Consider the following 16,013-nt stretch of genomic DNA (forward strand, 5'->3'; position numbering starts at 1 on the left):
GGTTTCCCCTGCGCCCCACGAGCCCCTTCGACACCGTGCCTACGACACCTGTGCCTCTCCTGAAGAACCGCCGACTGCGCTCGGGCCGTGCCCTTGGCTGGCTGGCGCCCGCCGCCTTGCTGGCCGGCTGCGACACCGTGGTGATGAACCCTTCGGGCGACATCGCCTCTCAGCAGGCCGACCTCATCGTCTCGTCGACGGTGCTAATGCTCATCATCATCATCCCGGTGATCCTGCTCACGCTGCTCTTCGCGTGGCGCTACCGCGAGACCAACACCGAAGCGACCTACGACCCCGAGTGGGACCACTCCACCAAGCTCGAGCTCGTGATCTGGGGCGCGCCGCTCCTGATCATCATCGCCCTGGGGGCGCTCACCTGGATCAGCACGCACAAGCTCGACCCGTGGCGCCCGTTGCAGCGCATCGACGCGCAACGCCCCATCGACCCGCAGGACCCGAAGGCCAAGCCGCTGGTGGTGCAGGTGGTCGCGCTCGACTGGAAGTGGCTCTTCCTCTACCCCGAGCAGGGCATCGCCACCGTCAACGAGCTGGCCGCGCCGGTCGACCGGCCGATCCAGTTCCGCATCACCTCGTCGACGGTGATGAACTCCTTCTACATCCCCGCGCTCGCCGGCCAGATCTACGCGATGCCGGGCATGGAAACCAAGCTGCACGCGGTGATCAACCGCGCCGGCGTCTATGACGGCTTCTCGGCCAACTTCAGCGGCGATGGCTTCTCGCACATGCGCTTCAAGTTCCACGGCCTGTCGGACACCGGCTTCGCACGCTGGGTCGAGAGCCACAAGGCCACGAACGACGAGCTCACCCGCGCCGTCTACCTGAAGCTCGAGCAGCCGAGCGCGAAGGAGCCGGTGCGCCGCTATGGCCGTGTAGACCCGAAGCTGTTTGATGCCGTGCTCAACCGCTGTGTCGACACCGCCAAGATGTGCATGAACGAGATGATGGCCATCGACGCCGCCGGCGGCATGGGCAGGCAAGGCCTGGCCTACCTCGAGCGCAAGCCCTGGCGCGAAGGCGAGCGCCTGTACGTCGCCACCGCGCTCTGCACCCCCGACAACCCGACCGGCTCGCCCGTCCTGCAGGACGGTGGTGAGCTCGCCGTGATGCGCCGCTGAGCCGGCCCGCCGATATGTCTACCGCTTCCCTCAACCTGCAAACACTCGTCTTCGGCCGCCTCGGCCCCGACGCGATCCCGCACGACCCGATCATCTGGGCCACCTTCGCGATGGTGGTGCTGGGGGGCTCGGTGATGCTCGTCCTGATGACGCGCTACCGCGTCTGGGGCCCGCTGTGGCGCGACTGGCTCACCAGCATCGACCACAAGAAGATCGGCATCATGTACATCGTGCTGGGCCTGGTGATGCTGCTGCGCGGCTTCGCCGACGCGCTCATGATGCGGCTGCAGCAGGCCATCGCCTTCGGCGACAACGTCGGCTACCTCAACCCGCACCACTACGACCAGATCTTCACCGCCCACGGCGTGATCATGATCTTCTTCGTGGCGATGCCGCTGGTCACCGGCTTCATGAACTACATCGTGCCGCTGCAGATCGGCGCGCGCGACGTGGCCTTCCCCTTCCTCAACAACTTCAGCTTCTGGATGACCGCCGGCGGCGCGGTGCTCATCATGTGCTCGCTATTCCTCGGCGAGTTCGCACGCACCGGCTGGCTGGCCTACCCGCCGCTGTCGGGCATCCTCGCGAGCCCCGGGGTGGGCGTCGACTACTACCTGTGGTCATTGCAGGTGGCGGGGGTGGGCACCACGCTCTCGGGCATCAACCTGATTGCCACGATCATCAAGATGCGCGCGCCCGGCATGTCGATGATGAAGATGCCGGTGTTCACCTGGACCTCGCTCTGCACCAACATCCTGATCGTCGCCGCCTTCCCGGTGCTGACGGCGGTGCTCGCGCTGCTCACGCTCGACCGCTACGTCGGCACGAACTTCTTCACGAACGACCTCGGCGGCAACGCCATGATGTACGTGAACCTGATCTGGATCTGGGGCCACCCCGAGGTCTACATCCTGATCCTGCCGTGCTTCGGCATCTTCTCGGAGGTGGTCTCCACCTTCAGCCGCAAGCGCCTCTTCGGCTACGCGTCGATGGTCTACGCCACCGTCGTGATCACCATCCTGTCGTACCTCGTGTGGCTGCACCACTTCTTCACGATGGGCTCGGGGGCGAGCGTCAACTCGTTCTTCGGCATCACGACGATGATCATCTCGATCCCGACCGGCGCGAAGATCTTCAACTGGCTCTTCACCATGTACCGCGGCCGCATCCAGTTCGACGTGCCGATGCTGTGGACGGTCGGCTTCATGGTCACCTTCGTGATCGGTGGCATGACGGGTGTGCTGCTGGCGGTGCCGCCGGCCGACTTCGTGCTGCACAACAGCCTCTTCCTGATCGCGCACTTCCACAACGTGATCATCGGCGGCGTGCTGTTCGGCCTCTTCGCCGGCATCGTGTTCTGGTACCCGAAGGCCTTCGGCTACAAGCTCGACCCGTTCTGGGGCAAGGTGTCGTTCTGGTTCTGGCAGATCGGCTTCTTCGTCGCCTTCATGCCGCTGTACGTGCTGGGGCTGATGGGCGTCACGCGCCGCATGAGCCATTTCGACGACCCCTCGCTGCAGATCTGGTTCCAGGTGGCGGCGCTCGGCGCGGTGCTCATCGCGATCGGCATTGCCGCGTTCCTGATCCAGCTCGTGGTGAGCTACCTGCGGCGTGAGCAGCTGCGCGACGTGACGGGCGACCCGTGGGACGGCCGCACGCTCGAGTGGTCGACCTCTTCGCCGCCACCGGCCTACAACTTCGCGTTCACGCCGGTCGTGCACGACAACGACGCCTGGCACGACATGAAGCGCCGCGGCCACCAGCGCCCGACCTCCGGCTTCAAGCCCATCCACATGCCCAAGAACACGGCGGCCGGCATCGTGATCGCCGGCCTGTCGACGGCGCTCGGCTTTGCGCTGATCTGGCACATGTGGCTGCCGGCCGGCCTGCTCTTCGTGGCCACCGTGGGCGCGGCGATCTTCCACACCTTCAACTACAAGCGCGACTACTACATCCCTGCAGATGAAGTGACCCGCAGCGAGGACCAGCGCACGCTTGCGCTGAATGCCGTGAGCGCGGCCCGGGCCTGAACACGACTCCCACCATGACCACCCTTCAACCTGCCATGGCCACCCCCGGAGGCCCGGCCGCCGTGCTGAACGACGCGCCGCCGGTCTTCTACGACAACGGCGACCACCACCCGCAGCAGGGCACGCTGCTCGGCTTCTGGCTGTACCTGATGAGCGACTGCCTCATCTTCGCGGTGCTGTTTGCCACCTACGCCGTGCTGGGCCGCGCCTATGCGGCCGGCCCGTCGGGTGCCGACCTGTTCGACCTCAACCTGGTCGCGATCAACACAGCGCTGCTGCTGCTGTCGTCCATCACCTACGGCTTCGCGATGATCGGTGCGCAGCACAAGCGCAAGGGCCAGGTGCTGGGCTGGCTGGCCATCACCGGCGTCCTGGGCCTGGGCTTCCTCGGCATCGAGATCTACGAGTTCGCGCACCTCATCCACCAGGGCGCGGGCCCGCAGCGCAGCGCCTTCCTGTCGTCGTTCTTCGCCCTCGTCGGCACGCACGGCCTGCACGTCACCTTCGGCTGCATCTGGCTGGTGACGCTGATGGTGCAGGTGGCCAAGCACGGCCTCATCCCCGAGAACCAGCGGCGGCTGATGTGCCTGTCGATGTTCTGGCACTTCCTGGACGTCGTCTGGATCGGCGTCTTCACCTTCGTCTACCTGATGGGAGTCATGCCATGAGCGCTGCACAGACCGGCCATCACGCCGAGCTTGCCCACGGCGCGCACGACCCCGGCCACAGCGAGCCGCACGGCCACGATCACGGCGACGGCGGCTATCACTTCAGCGCCAAGGGCTACGTGATCGGCTTCCTGCTGTCGGTGGTGCTCACCGCCATCCCCTTCTGGCTGGTGATGGGCAAGGTGCTGCCCACGCAGGGCCTCACCATGGCGGTGATCCTCGGCTTCGCGGCGGTGCAGATCGTCGTGCACATGGTCTACTTCCTGCACATGAACGCGAAGATCGAAGGCGGCTGGTCGATGCTCGCGCTGATCTTCACCGCCGCGCTGGTGCTCATCATGCTGGCCGGTTCGATCTGGGTGATGTTCCACCTGAACGCGAACATGATGCCGGTGCACGACATGCGGAACATGCCATGACCACGACTTCCCTCCAGACCCCGGCCGTCGACCCGCTGGACGACAACGATCTCGACACCAGCACCGCGGCCACCGGCCGCCCGGTGCTCTGGGTCACGCTGCTGCTCGCCGGGCTCTTCGCGCTGGCCGGCTTCGTCGCGCTCGGCATGTGGCAGATCAACCGACTCACCTGGAAGACCGAGCTCATCCAGCGCATCGACCAGCGGGTGAAGGCCCCCGCCGTGGCCGCCCCCGGCCCGGCCGAGTGGTCCGGCCTGACCGAGGCCAGCGCCGAGTACCGCCGCGTCACGCTGCGCGGTCAGTACGCGCACGACAAGGAGACGCTGGTACAGGCCACCACCGCACTCGGCAGCGGCTACTGGGTGCTCACGCCCATGCGCACCGAGCAGGGCTTCTGGGTGCTCGTCAACCGCGGCTTCGTGCCGCCCGACAAGCGCGACCCCGCCACCCGCCCGGTGACGGCAGGTGACGCGGTGCAGACGGCCGAGGGCCTCTTGCGCATGTCGGAGCCGCGCGGTCGTGTGCTGCAGGACAACGACGCTGCCGCCAACCGCTGGTACTCGCGCGACGTGGTGGCGATCGCCAGCGCACGCGGCGTGGGCGGCGCGCAATCGGTCGCGCCGTACTTCGTCGACGTGGCCGCCGCCAACGACGCGCCGCTCGACTGGCCGCGCCCCGGCCTCACCGTGCTGCACTTCAGCAACAACCACCTGATCTACGCGCTGACCTGGTTCGTGCTCGCCGGCATGGTCGCGGCCGCGATCGCCTTCGCGGCGGTGGCGGAGTACCGCGCCTCGCGCCGGCGCGCGGCGATGCGGCAGGACGCCTGAGCCCTTCCGGCATGGCGGCCGACAACGCTGCCCGCACGGCGCCGGCCGACGCCGGCCAGGCCCCCGAGAAGCTCGCCGGCCGCAACAACCTGCTGCAGCTGATCCAGATGCGCTGGCTGGCGGTGGCCGGCCAGCTGGCCACCATCCTGGTGGTGCACTTCGTGCTGCGCATCGCGCTGCCGCTGCCCGAGATGCTCACGCTGCTGGGCACGCTCGCGGCCTTCAACATCGCCTGCTGGCTGCGCAGCCGCACGGCCGGGCGCGTGAGCGACACCGAGCTGCTGTGCGGGCTGCTGGTCGACGTGCTGATCCTGAGCGCCCAGCTCTACTACGCCGGCGGCGTCACCAACCCGTTCATCTTCCTGTACCTGCTGCAGGTGGCCGTGGCCTCGGTGCTGCTGCGGCCCACCTACACCTGGACGGTCGTCGGCTTCACGAGCCTGTGTTTCGTGGCGCTGACGCAGTGGTACCGGCCGCTGCAGATGAGCGGGCTCGACGACGCGGCGCTGTCTGCGCCGTACATCGGCGGCCTGCTGTTGTGCTTTCTGCTGAACGCAGGCCTGCTGGTGATCTTCATCGTGCGCATCGAGCGCAACCTGCGTCGGCGCGATGCGCGCCTGGCCGACCTGCGCCAGCGTGCCGCCGAAGAAGAGCACATCGTGCGCATGGGCCTGCTCGCCTCGGGCGCGGCGCACGAGCTGGGCACGCCGCTCGCCACGCTGTCGGTGATCCTCGGCGACTGGTCGCGCATGGCGCCGTTCGCTGCCGAGCCCGAGCTGCGCGAGGAGATCGAGGAGATGCAGATCCAGATCCAGCGCTGCAAGACCATCGTGAGCGGCATCCTGATGTCGGCCGGCGAGGTGCGCGGCGAAGCGCCGGTGCAGACCACGCTGCATGCCTTTCTCGACGAACTGGTGGCGCACTGGCGCCGCACGCGCGGTGCAGTGGGGCTGGCCTATGAGCGCTCGGAGGTGCCCGAGCTGGCGGTGATCTCCGACTTTGCGCTGCGCCAGATGATCGACAACGTGCTCGACAACGCCTTCGAGGCGGCACCCCAGTCGGCGCCGCGCCTCGTGGCCCGCTGCGAGCAGGACGAGCTGGTGCTGCAGGTGCAGGACGACGGCCCGGGTTTTGCGCCGGCGATGCTCGAACGCTTCGGCAAGCCCTACCAGTCGAGCAAGGGCAGGGCGGGTGGCGGCCTGGGGCTCTTCCTCTCGGTGAACGTGGCACGCTCGCTGGGTGGGCGCATCAGCGCGCGCAACCGGCCCGAGGGTGGCGCCGAAGTGGAGATTCGCCTGCCGCTCGCGGCGCTGGCGCCGGCCGATGACAATGCCGCCGATGAGCGCTGAGGACAACGCACACGACCCGCTGCTGCTGATCGTCGAGGACGACGATGCGTTTGCGCGCACGCTGGTGCGCTCGTTCGAGCGGCGCGGCTACCAGGTGCTGCGGGCGACCAGCCTCGACGACGTGCGGGTGCTGCTGGCCGAGCAGACGCCCGAGTTCGCGGTGGTCGACCTGCGGCTGGCCGGTGGTGCCTCGGGCCTCGCGTGCGTGCAGCTGCTGCACGAGCACGACGCCACCACGGTGATCGTGGTGCTCACCGGTTATGCCAGCATCGCCACCGCGGTCGAGGCCATCAAGCTCGGCGCACGCCACTACCTTGCCAAGCCGGCCAACACCGACGACATCGAAGCCGCGTTCGAGCGCAAGCAGGGTGATGCGGAGGTCGAGCTGACCGAGCGCACGACCTCGATCAAGACGCTGGAGTGGGAGCGCATCCACCAGACCCTGGCCGAAACCGGGTTCAACATCTCGGAAACCGCCCGCCGGCTGGGCATGCACCGGCGCACGCTCGCCCGCAAGCTGGAAAAGCAGCGCGTGAAATAGCCCTCCGCGCGGGTGGCATGTAGGCGACACCGTCGCACGATCGTGCTTCCTACACTGCGCCTTCCGTACCGACTTGGCGCCACAGAGGAGACCAGCCATGAGCACCCCCACCATCCCCAGCACCGCGCTGCAACTGCGCTCGCTCGTCAAGAAGAGCGGCGAGCTCGAGCTTTCGCTGCAGAGCGTGCCCGTTCCGCAGCCCGCCGACGATGAAGTGCTCGTCCGCGTCGAAGCCACGCCGATCAACCCGTCGGATCTGGCGCTGCTCTTCGGCCTGGCCGACATGTCGACCGCCAAGGTGTCGGGCTCCGGCGCGAGCACAGTCGTGACCGCCCAGGTCCCCGAGAAGATGCTGCGTGGCCTGGCCGCCCGCCTCGACGAGTCGATGCCCGTCGGCAACGAGGGCGCCGGCACGGTGGTGAAGGCCGGCTCGTCACCCGAGGCGCAGGCGCTGCTGGGCAAGACGGTTGCCATCCTCGGCGGCGCGATGTACGGCCAATACCGCGCCGTCAAGGCCAAGCAGGCCCTGCTGCTGCCGGAAGGCACCACGGCCGCCGAAGGCGCCTCGTGCTTCGTCAACCCGCTTACCTCGCTGTCAATGACCGAGGTGATGCGCCGCGAAGGCCACAAGGCGCTCGTGCACACCGCTGCCGCGTCGAACCTCGGCCAGATGCTCAACAAGATCTGCCAGAAGGACGGCATCGCCCTCGTCAACATCGTGCGCAAGCCCGAGCAGGTCGAGATCCTGAAGAAGATCGGCGCCAAGTACATCGTCGACTCGAGCACGCCGACCTTCATGGAAGACCTGACCAAGGCCTTGATAGAGACCGGCGCCACGCTGTGCTTCGACGCCATCGGCGGCGGCAAGCTCGCGGGCCAGGTGCTCACCTGCATGGAAGCCGCGGCCAACGCCAACGCCAAGGAATACAGCCGCTACGGCTCCAACGTCTACAAGCAGGTCTACATCTACGGCGGCCTGGACCGCGGCCCGACGGAGCTCAACCGCAGCTTCGGCATGCAGTGGGGCGTGGGCGGCTGGCTCTTGACGCCCTTCCTGCAGAAGATCGGTTTCGCCGATGCGCAGAAGCTGCGCGAGCGTGTGGCGGCAGAGCTCAAGACGACGTTTGCCAGCCACTACACACGCGAGGTGTCGCTGGTCGAGGCGCTGTCGCTGGAGGCGATCAACGCCTACGGCAAGCAGGCGACCGGCACCAAGTACCTCATCACGCCGCAGAAGGGGCTGTGAGTGTGGCTGTTCAGCGCACGTTTTCCGGCTTGGCTTCGCCCCGCGCGGAGCGCAGCCAGTAGTTGAGGGTGGCCTCGGTCGGGATGTAGAGGCGCAACTTGAACCCCTTGCCGAGGCGGTCGTCGGCGGCGAGCTCGCCGTCGTCGATGCCCTTGGCGTTGTAGCCCAGTGCCAGCACGACCTTGCGCTTCATCTGCACGGCCAGCTCGGCGCCGTAGCCGCGCTGCACGCCCAGCACCTCGTCCTTCCAGTGCGCGACGTGGAAGCCGAAGCGCCAGCGCCGGTCGAGCTGGTAGGTCGGGCGCAGGACGTAGAGGTCGGTGATGCGCTGGGCGCCGCCCTGGAACGATTGGTCGCGGTCCCAGCGGCGCGAGGCGCGCAGCAGCAGGTCGAGCGTCTCGACGGGCTGGTACTCCACTTCACCGAACACGATGCGGGCGCGGCGCTTTGCTGCCCCGGGTTGCACCACGCCGTCCCGTCGCGGCTCGCGTGCCAGCGCGGTGTAGCGCCAGAAGGTGCTGAACTTGCGCTCTTCGGGCTCCTGCCAGCCCAGGCCCACGCTGGCGTCGCCAAAGATCACGGGGATCTCGGCGGGATCCTTCGACTTGAGCTCGGTGGCGCTCGCACGTGTGACGAAGAGCGTGTCGCGTCCCAGGCGCTGGGTGAAATCGGCACTTGCAAAATCGCTGTTGCGCACCGGCGTGCGCACGGCCTGCAGCTCGGTGCCCAGTGCGCGGCGCGGGAAGTCGTTGTGCTGGATGCGCAAGTCGAAGAGTGTCGAGCGCAAGGCATCGCCTGCCACGGGGATGCCCGATTCGATCAGCGAATGCGATTGCCATTTCGGCGCCAGCTCGTGCGTGTGCCGCCAGCCGACCACGAACAGCGCGTCCTTGTCGGACGCCAGGCTCTGGTGGCGCACCTGCGCATAGACCATGCCGTCCTTCGAGCCTTCGGGGATCTCGCCGCCGATCACGCGCTTGTAGGTGGTGCGCTCGTCCACGCCTTGCGAGGAGAGCAGCCCGAGCTGCGGCGACTCTCGCCAGTACACGCGTGAGCCGCTCCAGGCCCCGCCGGGCCGGTAGTCGGCGCCGAACTCGGTGCGCGGGTCGGCCAGCCGCTCGTCGCCAGGTGCCATCTCGGGCTTGATCGCGCGCTGGTGCTGGGCGCTGAAGGCGAGGCCCGGGGCCGCCTCCCATTGCGCTTGCACGCCGGCGAAGTTGGCTTTCGGCTTGCGGTCGACCCAGGGTTGGCGCAGGCCGCGGTCTTCGAGTTCTGCGTGGCGCACGAAGCCTTCGACCCACAGGTCGCCCGGGCCGTGGCGCAGGCCGAGTTGCGCGTCGGTGCGGGCGATGTTGAGCATGTCGTCGTGCAGGCGGCGGCCGCTTGTCTGCAGCGAGAAGCCGCGGCCCAGCGTGGTGCCGATGGAGCCGCCGTTCTCCAGCCCGGTGCCGTCGTGCTGGTTGTAGAAGCGCACGTCGTTGCGCTTGCCCACGTGCGTGAGCTCGTAGGTGCGCGAGGGCCGGCCGGCGGCCGGGATGCCGGTGCCAGCGCTGTTCAGCAGGCCGGTCTGGCGTTCGTCGAGCGAGAGCGTCCAGCGCTTGCCCAGGTCCACCGTCTTCTTCTGGCCGAAGACGCGGTAGCGGCGTTCGTAGTCGGGGCCGAGGGCGTCGACCAGCAGTTCGTTGAGGAACTCCTCCCACGAGTCGAGCGTGTCTTCCACGCGCTGCTTGAGCTTGTCGACCGGGCCCGTCTTGCTCTCGGGCACGGCCTCGGGCGCGGTCGAGTCGGCCGGCAGCGTGGGGGCCGACGCCGCCTCGGCCGGCGGCTCAGGGGCTGCCGGCTCCTGGGCCGATGCCCCGGCGCAAAGCCAGGCGGCACAGGTGATGGCCGCACAGCGTGACGGAAGACGTGGCATGAACATGGCGCGCAGTGTCGCAGCCATCGCCCTTTCCATCTGTAGGAGGACGGCGCGCTGCAGCCGCAGTGAAACGGTCGGCCCCTACAATTTGCCGCGTCCAACTTTCACCCGCGCCGCCCATGAGCACCGCTGCCCCCGCCCACACCGCCGAGCTGGCCAACATCGCGCCGCGCGACAAGGCGGAGATCCTGGCCCAGGCCCTGCCGTACATCCGCAAATTCCACGGCAAGACCATCGTCATCAAGTACGGCGGCAACGCGATGACCGACCCCGAGCTGCAGCAGGATTTCGCCGAAGACGTGGTGCTGCTCAAGCTGGTGGGCCTGAACCCGGTGGTGGTGCATGGCGGCGGCCCGCAGATCGAAGATGCGCTCGCGAAGATCGGCAAGAAGGGCACCTTCATCCAGGGCATGCGCGTGACCGACGAGGAGACGATGGAAGTCGTCGAGTGGGTGCTCGCGGGCCAGGTGCAGCAGGACATCGTCGGCCTCATCAACGTGGCCGGCGGCAAGGCCGTGGGCCTGACCGGGCGCGACGGCGGGCTGATCCGCGCACGCAAGCTCAAGATGATCGACCACAAGGATCCGACCAAGGTGCACGACGTGGGCCAGGTCGGCGAGATCGAGTCGATCGACCCCTCGGTCGTGAAGGCGTTGCAGGACGACCAGTTCATCCCCGTCATCTCGCCGCTCGGCTTCGGTTCCGAGAACGAGAACTACAACATCAACGCCGACGTGGTGGCCGGCAAGCTCGCCGAGGTGCTGAAGGCCGAGAAGCTGATCATGCTCACCAACATCCCCGGTGTGCTCGACAAGAACGGCAAGCTGCTGACCAACCTGTCGGCGCGCGAGATCGACGAGCTGTTTGCCGACGGCACCATCAGCGGCGGCATGCTGCCCAAGATCCAGTCGGCGCTCGATGCGGCCAAGAACGGGGTGAACAGCGTGCACATCATCGACGGGCGTGTGCCGCACGCGATGCTGCTGGAGATCCTGACCGAGCAGGCGTACGGCACGATGATCAGATCGCATTGAGCCTCAGCCGCCGCCAGCGCGTCTGGTTGTTCGATCTCGACGACACCTTGCACGACGCGAGCCACGCGTCGATGCTCGGCATCAACCGGGCGATGACCGACTACGTCGCGAAGTACCTCGATCTCACTCTCGACGAAGCCTCCGCCTTGCGCGCCCAGTACTGGCGGCGTTATGGCGCGACGCTCCTCGGCCTCATCCGCCACCACGGCGTGAAGGCGAGCCACTTTCTCGAAGAGACGCACCAGCTCCCCGGCCTCGAAGCGCAGCTGCGCATGAGCGCCCACGACCGCGCGGTGCTCAAGCGTCTGCCCGGCCGCAAATACATCCTCACCAACGCCCCGCGGGCCTACGCGCTGCGCGTGCTGAACGCGCTCAAGCTCATCGATTTCTTCGACGGCGTGATCACCATCGACGAGATGCAGATGTTCGGCCACCTGCGGCCGAAGCCCGACGCGCGGATGCTGCGCCATGTTGCAGCGCAACTGAAAGTGCCGCCCAGCCGCTGCGTTTTGGTGGAGGACACGCTGCAGCACCAGAAGGCGGCGCATGGCATCGGCATGAAGGGGATCTGGATGCGTCGCTACCTTCATGCGGCGAGGAAGAGTGTGAACAACCGCATGGAAGTTGGTGTTCACCCATGCCCTGTTCCCTCCTATGTCTATGCAAGAATTCGTTCGCTCAAGACCCTGCTTGCCTTGTGACCAAACAAGGTTCGAACGAAGAGATGACCGACGCCACCCTGCCTGAAGAAGCGAACGCGCCATCCCCGACGGCTGTGGCCGAACCCGGTCGCAAGCGACCGAAGCCTGGTGAACGCCGCGTTCAGATCCTGCACACGCTGGCCACCATGCTCGAGCAACCGGGCGCCGAGCGCATCACGACGGCTGCACTGGCCGCCAAGCTCGAGGTCTCGGAAGCCGCGCTCTACCGCCACTTCGCGAGCAAGGCACAGATGTTCGAAGGCCTGATCGAGTTCATCGAGCAGAGCGTCTTCACCCTCGTCAACCAGATCAGCGAACGCGAGACGAGCGGCCAGGTGCAGGCGCAGAAGATCCTGTCGGTGCTGCTGCAGTTTGGCGAAAAGAACCCCGGCATGACCCGCGTGATGGTGGGCGATGCGCTGGTGTTCGAGAACGAGCGCCTCGTGTCACGCATGAACCAGTTCTTCGACCGCATCGAGTCGCAGTTGCGCCAGAGCCTGCGCCTCGCAGCCGAATCGGTCGGCTCGCAGACGCCGACCGTCGATGCCCAGGCGCAAGCCTCGGTGCTGACCGGCTTTGCCGTTGGCCGCCTGCAGCGTTATGCCCGCTCGGGCTTCAAGCGCATGCCGACCGAGCACCTCGACGGCGCGCTGGCGCTGCTCGTGCGTAGCTGATCGGCTCGGGCACGGCGCCCGCCGTGCCTCACGGTGCCTTGAGCACCGTCAGCTTGGCTTCCTTCTTCCACTGCGTGAGCTGTGCCTGCAGCCGCTCGGTGGCAATCTCCGTGTGCAGCGCAGCCTTCAGTGCCTCGAAAGGCTGCTTCTCGATGGTGCGCTGCGCGTTGAGCCGGATCACGTGCCAGCCGAATTCGGTGTTCACCGGCTCCTTCGCGACCTGGCCCGGCTGGAGCGCCTGCGCCGCCTTCGCGTAAGGCGCGGCCAGCTCGGTGGCCGGCAAGGCGCCGAGTGCGCCGCCCCGGTCGCGGGTCTCGACGTCGATCGAGTGCTTGCGGGCGAGGCTGGCGAACTTGGCGCCACGCTGCAACTGGGCGATCAGGTGACGCGCTTCCGTTTCGTCTTTCACCAGGATGTGGTCGCTGTCGATCTGCAGCTCGGGCTGCAGCTGCCGGTAGCGGGCCTGCAGGGTGCTGTCGTCGATCTGCATCTCGGCCACCATCCGGCGCAGCAGCTGCTGGCCGAGCAGCGTCTTGCGGGCGAGCTCGACTTCGGCGCGCACCTGCGGCCGCGCCGCCACGCCAGAGGCCTGGGCGCGCTGGCTGGCGATCTCGGCGTTGACCAGGTCGTCGAGCAGGCGGGCCCGGTCCTGCGGACTGCGCGCGTTGCGTGCGCGGGCCAGCTCGTCGAGCAGGGCGCGCGACACGGGCTGGCCGTTCACCAGCGCGACGGCGCCTGGCGGTAGCGCAGGCTCCGCAGCGCGCGAAGGCTGGGGCAGGGCGAGGGCCAGTGCGCTTGCGCACAGGCACAGGGCGAGGGTCGTGTTCATCGGGGTCACGGGTTGCGGGTGCGGTCATAGGCCCGCGCAGCGGCCAGCTCTTCTTCCTTGAAGTGCTGGCGCAGCGCGGCTTCGAGCTGGGCCGTCATGTCGGCGGGCGCGGCGGCGACGATGGCCTTCTTCTGCTCGGCGTAGGCTCGGTAGCGCGATTCCCACTGCGCCGCCTGTGCTTCAGTTTCGGCGAGGGACTGCGCGCCCTCGTCGCCGAGGTAGCGCCGGCGCACCTGCTCGATCTGGGCGGGCGACGCGCCCTGCTGGCGCAGCGCGGCGACCTGGGTGTCCATCTCGGCCTGGGCGGCAGAGACCGGCGCTTGCAGCCCGGGCAGGTCTCGCGGTACCCGCTCGCGCAGCGCGCTGATCTGGGCGGCCTTTTCCTGCGGCGAGAGCTTGGGGTCGGCCTGGATCGCGTTCATCGCCAGGTCGAGCCGGGTCTGTTCTTCGTCCGCGCCGAACAGCGCCCGGGCGGTGTTGTCGTCGAAATGCTGGCGGCGCAGCGCTGCGGTCTTGTCGAGCAAGGCCTTGAGTTCTTCCGGCGTGGTGGGCGCCTGTTGCGTCGCCGCCTCCACGCTGGCGGCACGGTGGTAGCTGTCGTAGCGGCGCACCAGGGCCATGGCCTGCGTGGCGGCTTCGCCGGGCATGGAGCGGCGCAGCTGGTCTTCCAGCCGCTGCAGGTCGGCGGCAGTCGGCTCGGGGCCGAGCGAGGCGAGCAGGATGTCCAGAGCGCTTCGCGTGTGCATGTCGAGGGTCAGGTCACCCGCGACGCCCAGCTCCAGCAGCCGCGCTGCGTCCTCGAACGAAGCGGGCGCACTGGCGGCGAAGCGTGCAGGTGGCGCAGCGCCTTGGTGTGCACCGCCGGTGGCCAACGTACCCTGCGGTCCAGTGGCATCGGCCTCGCCGTCATTGCCGCCAGACATCACGAGCCACAGCCCCACACAGGCCCCCACCACCGCGGCGGCCACCGAGAGTCGGATGCCGAGTGTGCTCATGGCGAGGGCGCGAGCTGGACTTGGGCCTCGCGTCGCCATTGCTGCTGTTGCGCCTGGACCTTCGCATGCACGATCTGCGGGTGCAGCCACACCCGCGCGGTCTGCAGCGTGGGGCGCTCCAGCAGCGGCTCGAGGCCCTGCAGCTGGACCACGTGCCAGCCATGCTCGGTCTGCACCGGCTGCGGTGCATGCTGGCCGGGCTTGAGGTGGCGCACCGCGGCGGCGATCGCCGGCGGCATCTGGTCGTACATCAACGAGCCGATCCTGCCGCCTTTCTTGCGCGTGTCGGCGTCGAGCGAATGGCGCTGCGCCAGCTCGGCAAAGGGGCGGCCTTGGGCCAGCTGCTGCAGAAGCGCCTGGCCTGTGTCTGCATCGGGCACCACGATGTGGGCGATCTTGAACAGGTGCGGCGGCACGCGCTCTTCATACGCGGCGGCGAGCTCGGCATCGGTGACTTCGATCGAGGCGATCTGCTCACGCACCATCGCCTGCGCGAGGAGGGTCTTGGTCTGCAGCTCGCTCGCGGCCTGCACCTCGGGCTGCTGGTCGATGCCGCGCTCGCGCGCCTTGCGAGCGAGCAACTCGATCTCGACCAGCTCGTCGAGGAGGCGCTGTCGATGCTCTGGCGGATCGGGTGGGGCCGAGGCGGCATGCGCCGTTGCGACGGGCGCGTCGTAGGGGTTCAGGCTGCCACGCTGCTGGCGGGCGATCTCGTCGATCAGGTCGCGGCTGAGCGGCTCGCCGTCGAGCAGGGCGACGGCCTCGCGCGCCGGCGCCTTGGCCTCGGTGGGAGCGGTGCGCTCGCACGCGCCGAACAGGCCGCACAGCGCGGCCGCGAGCGCCAGGCGAAGCAGGGGCGCCGGGTGACCAGCAGAGGGGCGGGTCGGCGTCAGGGGCATGGGGAGAGGTTTGGGTGTGCCGGGTGCACCAAGCAACCCGGCGTGTCGGCTTAGCGCAGGGCGGCGCGCACGCTGCTGTAGACGCTGCTGTTGGTCAGCAGGGACAGGTGGTCGACGCTCGCGACCTGCGTGCTGCTGCCGCAACGGGCGCTGCCCGCGGGCAGGATGATCCCGTCGACAGACGACCACAGCGAGCGGTCGCAGCCCCGACCGGCCAGGCTGATCAGGAACAGCGAGGCGGGGCGCATGTCGAAGCAGGCCGGGCTCACGCAGGCATAGGCCCAGGTGGTGCCCGAGTGCGGCGTGCCGAGCGTGACGAAGCGGCGCATGACCGAGGAGCCGCCGTTGAAGACGCGGAAGGCACGCGACACCAGGCCGCCGTTGGAGTGGGCGACGATGCTCACCCGTTCGCCACCGTGGCGCGCGCGCACGGTGCTCACGTAGCTTGCAAGCTGGGCGCCGCTGGCCGTGTCGGAGCTGATGAGCGAGTTGTAGTTGAAGCCGTAGAGCTTGTTGGACGGGTAGCCGCTGGCGGTGAAGCGGCCGATCATGGTCGAGAAGTTGCTCGAGCTTCCGCTGTAGCCATGCACGAACACGATGGGCTCGGTCTGGGCGGCGGCTTGGCCGCAGGCGAGGGCTGAAGCGAGTGCGACACTCGCGAGAATGGCGGTGCGTTTCATGGGGATGAGTCTCCTGCAATGGTTGGAAGAAGCCGGAAGCAGGCGCGTCCGCCCGCTTCCGGTT

The 16,013-nt window shown here is 68.1% G+C and carries 16 protein-coding genes; 11 read left to right on the forward strand and 5 right to left on the reverse strand.

Features of this window, described 5'->3' with window-relative positions:
• Positions 1-143: 143 nt before the first annotated feature.
• The 8 genes from cyoA to JI745_RS21215 all read left to right on the forward strand — a co-directional run bounded on the left by cyoA (position 144) and on the right by JI745_RS21215 (position 8,219).
• Entirely contained in the window at positions 144-1,136 is a 993-nt protein-coding gene (gene cyoA / locus JI745_RS21180) for a ubiquinol oxidase subunit II (protein ID WP_236675386.1), read from the forward strand.
• Positions 1,137-1,150: 14 nt separating this feature from the next.
• Positions 1,151-3,166, forward strand: coding sequence for a cytochrome o ubiquinol oxidase subunit I (cyoB, locus tag JI745_RS21185; protein WP_201811513.1), 2,016 nt, complete (start codon positions 1,151-1,153; stop codon positions 3,164-3,166).
• 35 nt (positions 3,167-3,201) lie between these two features.
• The gene (gene cyoC / locus JI745_RS21190; RefSeq protein WP_236675387.1) at positions 3,202-3,834 is read left to right on the forward strand and encodes a cytochrome o ubiquinol oxidase subunit III; all 633 of its coding nucleotides are present in this window, start codon (positions 3,202-3,204) and stop codon (positions 3,832-3,834) included.
• Positions 3,831-4,253 carry a cytochrome o ubiquinol oxidase subunit IV gene (gene cyoD / locus JI745_RS21195; protein WP_201811516.1) on the forward strand — a complete coding sequence of 141 codons (423 nt, stop codon included), beginning with the start codon at positions 3,831-3,833 and terminating at the stop codon, positions 4,251-4,253. The genes cyoC and cyoD overlap by 4 nt, the downstream gene beginning before the upstream one ends.
• Positions 4,250-5,083 (forward strand): SURF1 family protein, encoded by an 834-nt coding sequence (locus tag JI745_RS21200; protein ID WP_201811517.1) that lies wholly within the window; start codon positions 4,250-4,252, stop codon positions 5,081-5,083. Before cyoD ends, JI745_RS21200 begins: the two co-directional genes overlap by 4 nt.
• An 11-nt stretch (positions 5,084-5,094) precedes the next feature.
• Positions 5,095-6,432, forward strand: a complete 1,338-nt coding sequence (locus JI745_RS21205) for an ATP-binding protein (RefSeq protein ID WP_201811520.1) — start codon at positions 5,095-5,097, stop codon at positions 6,430-6,432.
• Positions 6,422-6,973, forward strand: coding sequence for a response regulator transcription factor (locus JI745_RS21210; protein WP_201811522.1), 552 nt, complete (start codon positions 6,422-6,424; stop codon positions 6,971-6,973). Before JI745_RS21205 ends, JI745_RS21210 begins: the two co-directional genes overlap by 11 nt.
• Positions 6,974-7,070: 97 nt before the next feature.
• A complete protein-coding gene (locus tag JI745_RS21215; protein ID WP_201811525.1) occupies positions 7,071-8,219 on the forward strand; it encodes a zinc-binding dehydrogenase in 1,149 nt (382 codons plus the stop codon).
• Between the two features lie 10 nt (positions 8,220-8,229).
• On the opposite strand, the gene JI745_RS21220 is transcribed toward JI745_RS21215, so the two are convergent.
• On the reverse strand, positions 8,230-10,140 hold the full coding sequence (locus JI745_RS21220; protein WP_236675078.1) for a hypothetical protein: 1,911 nt from the start codon (positions 10,138-10,140) through the stop codon (positions 8,230-8,232).
• Positions 10,141-10,256: 116 nt separating this feature from the next.
• On the opposite strand from JI745_RS21220, the gene argB reads away from it, so the two are divergent.
• The 3 genes from argB to slmA are packed head-to-tail and all read left to right on the forward strand — an operon-like array spanning position 10,257 to position 12,546.
• On the forward strand, positions 10,257-11,171 hold the full coding sequence (gene argB, locus JI745_RS21225) for an acetylglutamate kinase (protein ID WP_201811529.1): 915 nt from the start codon (positions 10,257-10,259) through the stop codon (positions 11,169-11,171).
• Between the two features lie 26 nt (positions 11,172-11,197).
• On the forward strand, positions 11,198-11,872 hold the full coding sequence (locus tag JI745_RS21230) for a pyrimidine 5'-nucleotidase (RefSeq protein ID WP_236675079.1): 675 nt from the start codon (positions 11,198-11,200) through the stop codon (positions 11,870-11,872).
• A gap of 23 nt (positions 11,873-11,895) precedes the next feature.
• The gene (slmA, locus tag JI745_RS21235; RefSeq protein WP_201811533.1) at positions 11,896-12,546 is read left to right on the forward strand and encodes a nucleoid occlusion factor SlmA; all 651 of its coding nucleotides are present in this window, start codon (positions 11,896-11,898) and stop codon (positions 12,544-12,546) included.
• A 28-nt stretch (positions 12,547-12,574) separates the two neighbouring features.
• Here slmA and JI745_RS21240 read toward each other — a convergent pair whose 3' ends face one another.
• The 4 genes from JI745_RS21240 to JI745_RS21255 are packed head-to-tail and all read right to left on the reverse strand — an operon-like array spanning position 12,575 to position 15,949.
• Positions 12,575-13,375 carry a peptidylprolyl isomerase gene (locus JI745_RS21240; protein ID WP_201811535.1) on the reverse strand — a complete coding sequence of 267 codons (801 nt, stop codon included), beginning with the start codon at positions 13,373-13,375 and terminating at the stop codon, positions 12,575-12,577.
• Positions 13,376-13,380: 5 nt separating this feature from the next.
• Positions 13,381-14,370, reverse strand: coding sequence for a lipase secretion chaperone (locus JI745_RS21245; protein ID WP_201811537.1), 990 nt, complete (start codon positions 14,368-14,370; stop codon positions 13,381-13,383).
• The gene (locus JI745_RS21250; protein WP_201811539.1) at positions 14,367-15,269 is read right to left on the reverse strand and encodes a peptidylprolyl isomerase; all 903 of its coding nucleotides are present in this window, start codon (positions 15,267-15,269) and stop codon (positions 14,367-14,369) included. Before JI745_RS21250 ends, JI745_RS21245 begins: the two co-directional genes overlap by 4 nt.
• A gap of 50 nt (positions 15,270-15,319) precedes the next feature.
• Entirely contained in the window at positions 15,320-15,949 is a 630-nt protein-coding gene (locus tag JI745_RS21255; protein WP_201811541.1) for a triacylglycerol lipase, read from the reverse strand.
• Between the last annotated feature and the right edge of the window lie 64 nt (positions 15,950-16,013).

The organism is Piscinibacter sp. HJYY11, assembly GCF_016735515.1.
Taxonomy (GTDB): domain Bacteria; phylum Pseudomonadota; class Gammaproteobacteria; order Burkholderiales; family Burkholderiaceae_C; genus Rhizobacter.

What these genes read in the sequence shown, in the direction of transcription:
- cyoA (WP_236675386.1), top strand. Translation starts at nt 144, where the DNA reads ATGAACCCTTCGGGCGACATCGCCTCTCAGCAGGCCGACCTCATCGTC.
- cyoB (WP_201811513.1), top strand. Translation starts at nt 1,151, where the DNA reads ATGTCTACCGCTTCCCTCAACCTGCAAACACTCGTCTTCGGCCGCCTC.
- cyoC (WP_236675387.1), top strand. Translation starts at nt 3,202, where the DNA reads ATGGCCACCCCCGGAGGCCCGGCCGCCGTGCTGAACGACGCGCCGCCG.
- cyoD (WP_201811516.1), top strand. Translation starts at nt 3,831, where the DNA reads ATGAGCGCTGCACAGACCGGCCATCACGCCGAGCTTGCCCACGGCGCG.
- JI745_RS21200 (WP_201811517.1), top strand. Translation starts at nt 4,250, where the DNA reads ATGACCACGACTTCCCTCCAGACCCCGGCCGTCGACCCGCTGGACGAC.
- JI745_RS21205 (WP_201811520.1), top strand. Translation starts at nt 5,095, where the DNA reads ATGGCGGCCGACAACGCTGCCCGCACGGCGCCGGCCGACGCCGGCCAG.
- JI745_RS21210 (WP_201811522.1), top strand. Translation starts at nt 6,422, where the DNA reads ATGAGCGCTGAGGACAACGCACACGACCCGCTGCTGCTGATCGTCGAG.
- JI745_RS21215 (WP_201811525.1), top strand. Translation starts at nt 7,071, where the DNA reads ATGAGCACCCCCACCATCCCCAGCACCGCGCTGCAACTGCGCTCGCTC.
- JI745_RS21220 (WP_236675078.1), bottom strand. Translation starts at nt 10,140, where the DNA reads ATGTTCATGCCACGTCTTCCGTCACGCTGTGCGGCCATCACCTGTGCC.
- argB (WP_201811529.1), top strand. Translation starts at nt 10,257, where the DNA reads ATGAGCACCGCTGCCCCCGCCCACACCGCCGAGCTGGCCAACATCGCG.
- slmA (WP_201811533.1), top strand. Translation starts at nt 11,896, where the DNA reads ATGACCGACGCCACCCTGCCTGAAGAAGCGAACGCGCCATCCCCGACG.
- JI745_RS21240 (WP_201811535.1), bottom strand. Translation starts at nt 13,375, where the DNA reads ATGAACACGACCCTCGCCCTGTGCCTGTGCGCAAGCGCACTGGCCCTC.
- JI745_RS21245 (WP_201811537.1), bottom strand. Translation starts at nt 14,370, where the DNA reads ATGAGCACACTCGGCATCCGACTCTCGGTGGCCGCCGCGGTGGTGGGG.
- JI745_RS21250 (WP_201811539.1), bottom strand. Translation starts at nt 15,269, where the DNA reads ATGCCCCTGACGCCGACCCGCCCCTCTGCTGGTCACCCGGCGCCCCTG.
- JI745_RS21255 (WP_201811541.1), bottom strand. Translation starts at nt 15,949, where the DNA reads ATGAAACGCACCGCCATTCTCGCGAGTGTCGCACTCGCTTCAGCCCTC.